This is a genomic window from Streptomyces sp. NPDC058964, assembly GCF_042741275.1.
Lineage (GTDB): Bacteria > Actinomycetota > Actinomycetes > Streptomycetales > Streptomycetaceae > Streptomyces.
On the sequence record NZ_JBHYKH010000542.1, the window covers coordinates 1 to 5,985 of the forward strand.

At 66.4% G+C, this 5,985-nt stretch carries 7 protein-coding genes and 4 pseudogenes; 4 read left to right on the forward strand and 7 right to left on the reverse strand.

The window, feature by feature from the left end; translation table 11 throughout:
* The 4 genes and pseudogenes from ACFW2E_RS39605 to ACFW2E_RS39620 form a co-directional block, all read right to left on the reverse strand.
* A partial coding sequence (locus ACFW2E_RS39605; protein ID WP_384474780.1) for a hypothetical protein occupies positions 1–182 on the reverse strand: 182 nt, incomplete at its 3' end.
* Complete coding sequence (locus tag ACFW2E_RS39610; protein ID WP_384474762.1) at positions 130–600, reverse strand: hypothetical protein; 471 nt, start codon at positions 598–600, stop codon at positions 130–132. The genes ACFW2E_RS39610 and ACFW2E_RS39605, both read right to left, overlap by 53 nt.
* On the reverse strand, positions 597–845 hold the full coding sequence (locus ACFW2E_RS39615; RefSeq protein WP_384474765.1) for a hypothetical protein: 249 nt from the start codon (positions 843–845) through the stop codon (positions 597–599). The genes ACFW2E_RS39610 and ACFW2E_RS39615 overlap by 4 nt, the downstream gene beginning before the upstream one ends.
* Positions 842–1,117, reverse strand: a pseudogene (locus ACFW2E_RS39620) (transposase); the annotation flags it as partial. The gene ACFW2E_RS39615 and the pseudogene ACFW2E_RS39620, both read right to left, overlap by 4 nt.
* A 76-nt stretch (positions 1,118–1,193) precedes the next feature.
* Here ACFW2E_RS39620 and ACFW2E_RS39625 point away from each other — a divergent pair.
* Positions 1,194–1,607 (forward strand): annotated as a pseudogene (locus ACFW2E_RS39625) (IS701 family transposase); the annotation flags it as partial.
* Between the two features lie 93 nt (positions 1,608–1,700).
* Here ACFW2E_RS39625 and ACFW2E_RS39630 read toward each other — a convergent pair.
* The 3 genes from ACFW2E_RS39630 to ACFW2E_RS39640 form a co-directional block, all read right to left on the reverse strand.
* The gene (locus ACFW2E_RS39630; RefSeq protein WP_384474768.1) at positions 1,701–2,207 is read right to left on the reverse strand and encodes a hypothetical protein; all 507 of its coding nucleotides are present in this window, start codon (positions 2,205–2,207) and stop codon (positions 1,701–1,703) included.
* Positions 2,208–2,532: 325 nt separating this feature from the next.
* Positions 2,533–3,072 (reverse strand): transposase, encoded by a 540-nt coding sequence (locus ACFW2E_RS39635; RefSeq protein ID WP_384474771.1) that lies wholly within the window; start codon positions 3,070–3,072, stop codon positions 2,533–2,535.
* Positions 3,069–3,326: a hypothetical protein gene (locus ACFW2E_RS39640; protein ID WP_384474774.1), complete on the reverse strand. Its 258-nt coding sequence runs from the start codon at positions 3,324–3,326 to the stop codon at positions 3,069–3,071. The genes ACFW2E_RS39635 and ACFW2E_RS39640 overlap by 4 nt, the downstream gene beginning before the upstream one ends.
* 999 nt (positions 3,327–4,325) lie before the next feature.
* Between ACFW2E_RS39640 and ACFW2E_RS39645 the strand changes: the two genes are divergently transcribed.
* From ACFW2E_RS39645 to ACFW2E_RS39655, 3 genes and pseudogenes are all read left to right on the forward strand, one after another.
* Complete coding sequence (locus tag ACFW2E_RS39645; protein WP_384474777.1) at positions 4,326–5,090, forward strand: hypothetical protein; 765 nt, start codon at positions 4,326–4,328, stop codon at positions 5,088–5,090.
* Between the two features lie 75 nt (positions 5,091–5,165).
* Positions 5,166–5,522, forward strand: a pseudogene (locus ACFW2E_RS39650) (transcriptional regulator); the annotation flags it as partial.
* Positions 5,432–5,948 (forward strand): annotated as a pseudogene (locus ACFW2E_RS39655) (IS5/IS1182 family transposase); the annotation flags it as partial. The pseudogenes ACFW2E_RS39650 and ACFW2E_RS39655, both read left to right, overlap by 91 nt.
* Positions 5,949–5,985 lie beyond the last annotated feature (37 nt).

Below are 5,985 nucleotides of genomic sequence, written 5' to 3' on the forward strand. Positions count from 1 at the left end.
GCAGCCGCCCATGCCACTCCCGACTCCAAGATCGTTACGGGACAAGCCTTAGTGATCATTATCGCCTGATTCAGACCGGTCTTGCGGACTGTTTTGACCAGCAGTATCCACCGGCCTGACTGACGTGCCTCATGGCCGTCGCCCTGGACGCGGACATGCGGATGCAGGCCCGTACGCTTCACCTGAGAAGTCCTCCTTCGACAGTGGACGGCACGACTCGTGAAAGCCCGAGGCCAATACGTCAGCCGGTACACGCGCGAGGACCCCTATGCGGCCGGGCCGGAGCCGGTCCCGGCCGGCGGCCATCTTCAGCGCGTCGACAACGAGGGTGGCGCGATGGTGATCGGCCATCGAGTAGCCGACGACCTCACGGGTGGCCAGGTCCAGCCAGCAGGCGAGGCAGAGCCGCTTTCGCCGGTAGGCAGGTCGGTGATGTCCCCGACCGGTTTGGTTCCCGGTTGATCGGCGTGGGAGCCGACCGATCAGGTCGGGGGCCGGCCTTGCCGTCTTGTCCGGCCGCGTCAGCGAGCGCTGATTGCGGCGGGTGACGCCCTGGATGTCACGCTCGCGCATGATGCGGGCGACACGCTTACGGTTCACGCATCGGCCCAGGCGCCGCAGTTCGGCATGGACGCGCGCGGGACACCGTAAGTCTTGCGGGAAGCGACGCGGATGACGCTGATCTCGTGGGCCAGGGCCTCGTCGGCGGCCTGCCGTGCGGCCCGGCTCTTCGCCGAGGCGAGCCAGGCGTAGCAGGAAGAGCGGGCCACCTTCAGCAGCCTGCACAGGAAAGCGACGCCGTGGGCGGTCTTCTCTGCCTCGATGAACGCGTACGCGTTGTTCATCGATCGCTCTCCTTCGCGAAGAAGAAGACCGCGGCTGTTCGCAGCACTTCAGTCGGCTTGGCCTGTTCGGCGTTCTGCCTGCGTAGCCGCTTGAGCTCCACGCGTTCCGCAGCCGTGAGCTCCCCTGGCTGGCCCTCGCCCCGGTCGGCCTTGGCCTGGCGGTACCAGCCACGCAAGGAGTCCGGGCTGATGCCGATTACTCGGGCGACCGCGGTGACTGTCCAGCCCGTGGAGTCGACGAGTGCGATGGCGTCCCGTTTGAACTCCGCGGTGTACCGCTTCGTGCACTTGCCTCCCCACCTGGTGCTACTTCCTCTGGAACCTCATGCCCCAGTCTCCAGGTGTCCACGATCAAGGGGAAGGTGCAGCTGTGTGGCCAGCACAGTGCCAGTCTCCACCCTGGTCGTGGTCGCCGGAGGCCGCTGGACGGTAGGGGAGACGTTCCAGAGCTCGAAGACCCTGGCCGGACTGGACGAATAGCAGGTCCGCCGCTGGAACTCCTGGCACCGCTGGGTGACCCTGGCTCTGCTCGCGCACGCCTTCCTAGCGGTCGCTGCCGCCCTCGAACGCCATGGCCAAGACCTGCCCGACGATGGAACCAGTCCGATCGGAATGATCCCGTTCACCTGCAACGAGATCCAGCGCCTGTTCACCGCCCTACTCGTTTGGCCTGTCCACGACCTTGCGCACCGATGGCGCTGGTCCACTTGGCGCCGACGCCACCAAGCCCGCGCACGCCGGAGCCGCTACCGTCGGCAAGCCGGACTTCATTTGCGGCGTCGCCAAGGGGACCAAGCGAGCCGGTGGGCCGTGCCGTGGACGGCCCAGCCTTCTCACCGGGCGGGGCAGGGGCAGTCAGCTGTCGAGGTCGATCGTGAAGCGCCTCGTGCCCATACCGATCGTGTCGGCGTGGACCGAGCCACGAGCCCGGTCGAATACCCCGGTGCCGCCGGTGATCGCGTTGTCGAACGAAGGGGGAGGGCCCGGGTTGAGAATTCCGAAGACCATCCCCTGCACGGTGAGTTGGCCGCCGGGGAGGTTGTAGTTCACGATGCACTCCTCCGCTCCGCCGTTGTCGACCCGGGTGGTGGTGCAGGTGCCGCCGGTGTCGCCGACGTGGTTGCCGACCTGGTCGAAGAGGTCCGAGCGGAAGACGGTCCGATCGCCCTGGGCGGGGCTGCCGCCGGGGTTGACGGGGAAGCGCGTCTGCTGCGCGAGATGGCCGATGAGTGTGATGACTCGGTCTCCGCCCTTGGCGTGGGCGAAATCGGTGTCCGTCCCGGCGGCCGCGACAGGGGCGCAGGCGAGAAGGGTGACCAGCGCAGTGGCCGTGCCGTAACAGGCTGCCCTGATGGGGCGCATCGTGTGGCTCCTGAGGTTGATGTTCATGGTTGGTCAGGTGCCGCATTCATAACCTCAGGCTCTGCCGCCGCCCGGAACGTCCCGGCGCGACCCACCGTCAGATCCGTCCAGTCGGACCAACCCGGGACGAGAGACGGCCCGGCCGACCGCGCACTACGAAGATCGCGATCTACAGCTGGAGTATTAGCGGCGGCCAGCACGAACACGCGCGGCACGACGGCCGCGGCCTCCCCGGGGCCACCCCCACCCCCACCCCCACCTCGCGCAGCATCTCGCGCTGCTCGGGCGTCAGGAATAGCAGCCTGCCGATCACATAGAAGTCTCCCTAACTTGACTCTGTCGGAGATGTTGGAAGTGGCGAGGGCAGTCGCTGGCGGACCGCCAGGACTTCAGCCGGGGGATCCCGTGTTGGTCCAGGTAGGCCTGGAAGGCCGTTGGTGGCCAAGACGGAGGTGTTGTGTCTCTCGGCGACAGTCTCCTGAGACGTTTCGCTGTTCACGGCGATGGCGGTGAACACGTGCTGTAAGTGGGCCTTCGACTGTCCCCGGTAGCGGCAGCGACGCATGCCGTGTCCATGGGCGAACTCGGTGACAATGCCCTTTACTCCGGAGCGAACCGCGTATCGGGCCTTCCAGCCGGGTGTCTGGTGCTCGGTGCGGAGCCGTACTTGCAGGTCGCGGAGTTCTCGCGGGGGAAAGCCCACGTTCCGGGCACCATCGCCGGAGGTGGTGCAGCGGGTGCGGACCGGGCAAGGCTGGCACTGGGCCTTGGTGAACCGCGCCACGATCAGCGGGGCCGTGGTCGGCGAGGAGGTCGGATACGGACCGTGCCAGCCCTGGCTGACCTGGCCCTGAGGGCAGGTCACCTGCCGACGGTCGAAGTCGATGTGGAAGTCGTCCCGGCCGAAGCCCTCGTTCTGGCGGTGCTGGCGGGTGGGGTGCCCGGCAGTGGCCCGGTAACCGTGACCTGGTGCTTGCGGGCAGCCTGCTCCACGTAGACCAGGGAGGTGTAGCCGCCGTCGACCAGATGCTCTGCGGGCAGCAGCCCGCGGCGCTCGAGACGGGTGTGGACGCCCGGAAGGTCTCGGGCGTCGCTCGTGGTGGCCGCTGTTGGCCACATCCGTGATCACGTTCGTGCCGTCACCTGCGACGCAGGTCTCGGTGAGATGCGCGACGTATCCCTTCCAGCGGGTGGTCTGCCCCGCGGCGGGCATAGCGGGCCGTGACGTCGTAAGGGGAGACGATCGCGCCCGACGAAGGCGGCAGCTCGCCGTCTTCGTCGGTGCGCCAGCGCAGACGGTCCGCCCCGTTCGCTGTAAACCTGCTGGCCCAGGTAGCTGATCTTTCGGTTTTTCAGGTACTGGCCCGGTTCGCTGTGGCAAACCTTCACCACCGATCAGCAAGAAGGGGATGCGTAGGCCAGGCGGGCCTAGAGACCGCAGCACAGGAGAAGCGCGAGCATGCCCGACTCGAACCATGTCACCTCGGCTGGCGGGCCAAGAGATCTGCGTGGCCCATCAGGGGTCTTTCGGCGGTGACGGGAGTCGTCATCTCTTCGGTGCTCATTGCCGCGCCAGCAGTCGCTGAGAGCAGCGTTCCCGAGCAGACCCTCGTCACTTCGGGGGGCTCCGGGCCGCACAACCTCAAGCCCCGCCAGGCCCGGTACCAAATGCCCGGTGCCGCCAACAGGTGCGTGGAAACGGAGACCCTCGGTTTTACGGTGGTGGGCTATGGAGATTTCGCAGGCAAGGAGTTTCGCGTAACGACAAACCACGAGGGGAACGCGTTCATCAATGACAGCCGGATCCCAGGAGACTGGATCAATCTCGACGTCGCCCCCGGCGCCCCGCCCTGCGTGGTGGACAGCGCTCTCGTGAACACCGAAGGCGACGCCACTCCCACTACGTGGACCCGATAACCCGAGAAGGGCACCGCGTGCGAGGCCGTGTGTACCAACAGCAAAACGGAATTCAGAGCATTCAATTTGACAGCAGCCATGGGGGTCGCTCGAGTGCCAGCTACGCCCGTGAGCCGCCCCTGACACCACACTTTACAGCTCGGTTTATAGCCGAGCCCGCCATGTCCGCGCGAAACCCAGACATCAGAAGGAGAGCACCCCATGTCCGTACACGCAGGCCGCCTGGCCCGAACCGCACGGCTTACCATGCTTCTCACCGCTGCAGCTGTGGCACCCGCCCTGTCGCTGAGCCCTGCCGCTACCCGTCCCGCTGACGCCGCGAACTTGGCACCCACAGCAGCGCAGGCGAATCCTTCGGCGGGCGTGGCGGTAATTTACAAGATTCCGGGGGAACCAAAGTATTTCCGGGTCCACAATGCCCTCCTGCTCGATGAGAAATCTCATGTGGGCATCAAGATCGCGCACGTGGCATCCTGGAATTATAAGACGGACGGGGATCGCCCTCGGCCCGAGCAGTTCTGGGTCTGCTTCCATCCCCAGAAGAAGGAATGCCCAACAACACCGAGGAAGGTGAATTGGGTACTCAATTCGTATCACGAATATGCGAACCAAAAGTGCCCCACCAGGAACGGCGTGACCTATTGCCCTGGCCCCTTTGTCGCCTACAAGTCGTCAGCCCGCCCCCATAACGGCGCGTTCACGTGCTGGCGGCCCGCCAGCAGTGCCTCCGCATGTCCGAATAAGTGGCCGGGAGACAACAAAATCTACCAGAGCGCTGGCAGGCTCACGTTCGATCATTATGAAAATCCAAACCCCCCGCAACATGCTCCGGCTGTGAACCATCGCTCGTATGCGAACCATCCGGGGGATTTCAAGTTCGTGGTGCGGACGGTCGGCGGCCAGACGTCCAAGGTGTCGGCGCAGCGGATCTGCTACCTCCTGCCAACGCCTTGCCCAAAGCAGTAGCCGTCGTCCGGCCCTGCGCAGCAGGCTTGTCGCGGCTGTCGTCGCCCGCGTCTCGTTCCGGGTGAACTCCTTGTCCAAGAGCACCAGCACCTGCGCGAGCTCGCCGCTCGCGCCGCCCGCTATGCCCCCGAGCCGCCCCCCGCACCCAGTCGCACCGTGCGCCCCCACCTGAAGCTGCTGCTGGAGTCGCTGCGGCCGAACCCCGCCTACGTCATCAGCCGCAGCATGGACATGCTGGCCTGGAACCCCGGCCGCCTCGCCCTGTACGCGGGCCTGGAGGACTGGCCGGCCAAACACCGCAACCTCGTCCGCTACCTCTTCCTCCACCCAGCCGCGCGGGACCTCTTCGGCGACTGGGACCGCCAGATCACCGCTTGCGTCTCCCGGCTGCGTGCCGTCGCCGGTGCAAAATCCATCTCGCCGGCGAGGACGGACGCCGCCCACTGGCCCTGCTGATCACCCCGGGCCAGTGGGGCGACGCCCCGCAACTCATCCCGGTCAGGGAACGGATCGGTGTCGGCCGACTGGGCGGCGGGCGCCCCCGCACCCGGCCCGACCATCTCGGCGGCGACGAGGCGTGCTCCCTCCCGCCAACAACCGACGCTGTCTGCGCCGACGCCAGATCAAGCACACCATCCCGAGCCGGAGAACCAGCGGGCCAACCGCCAAGCCCGCGGGAGCAAGGGCGGCCGACCCGCTGGCTTCGACAAGACGATCTACAAGAGGAGGCACGAAGTTGAGCGGACGATCAGCGCCCTCGAGACCTTCTGGGCGGTCGCCACGAGGTTCGACAAGCGCGCCTACGTCTTCCATGGCACCGTCACCGTTGCCTCGATCCGACTCTGGCTTCACACATGACCAGCCGGACAGGCTCTCCTAGAGCATGCTGAGAGCC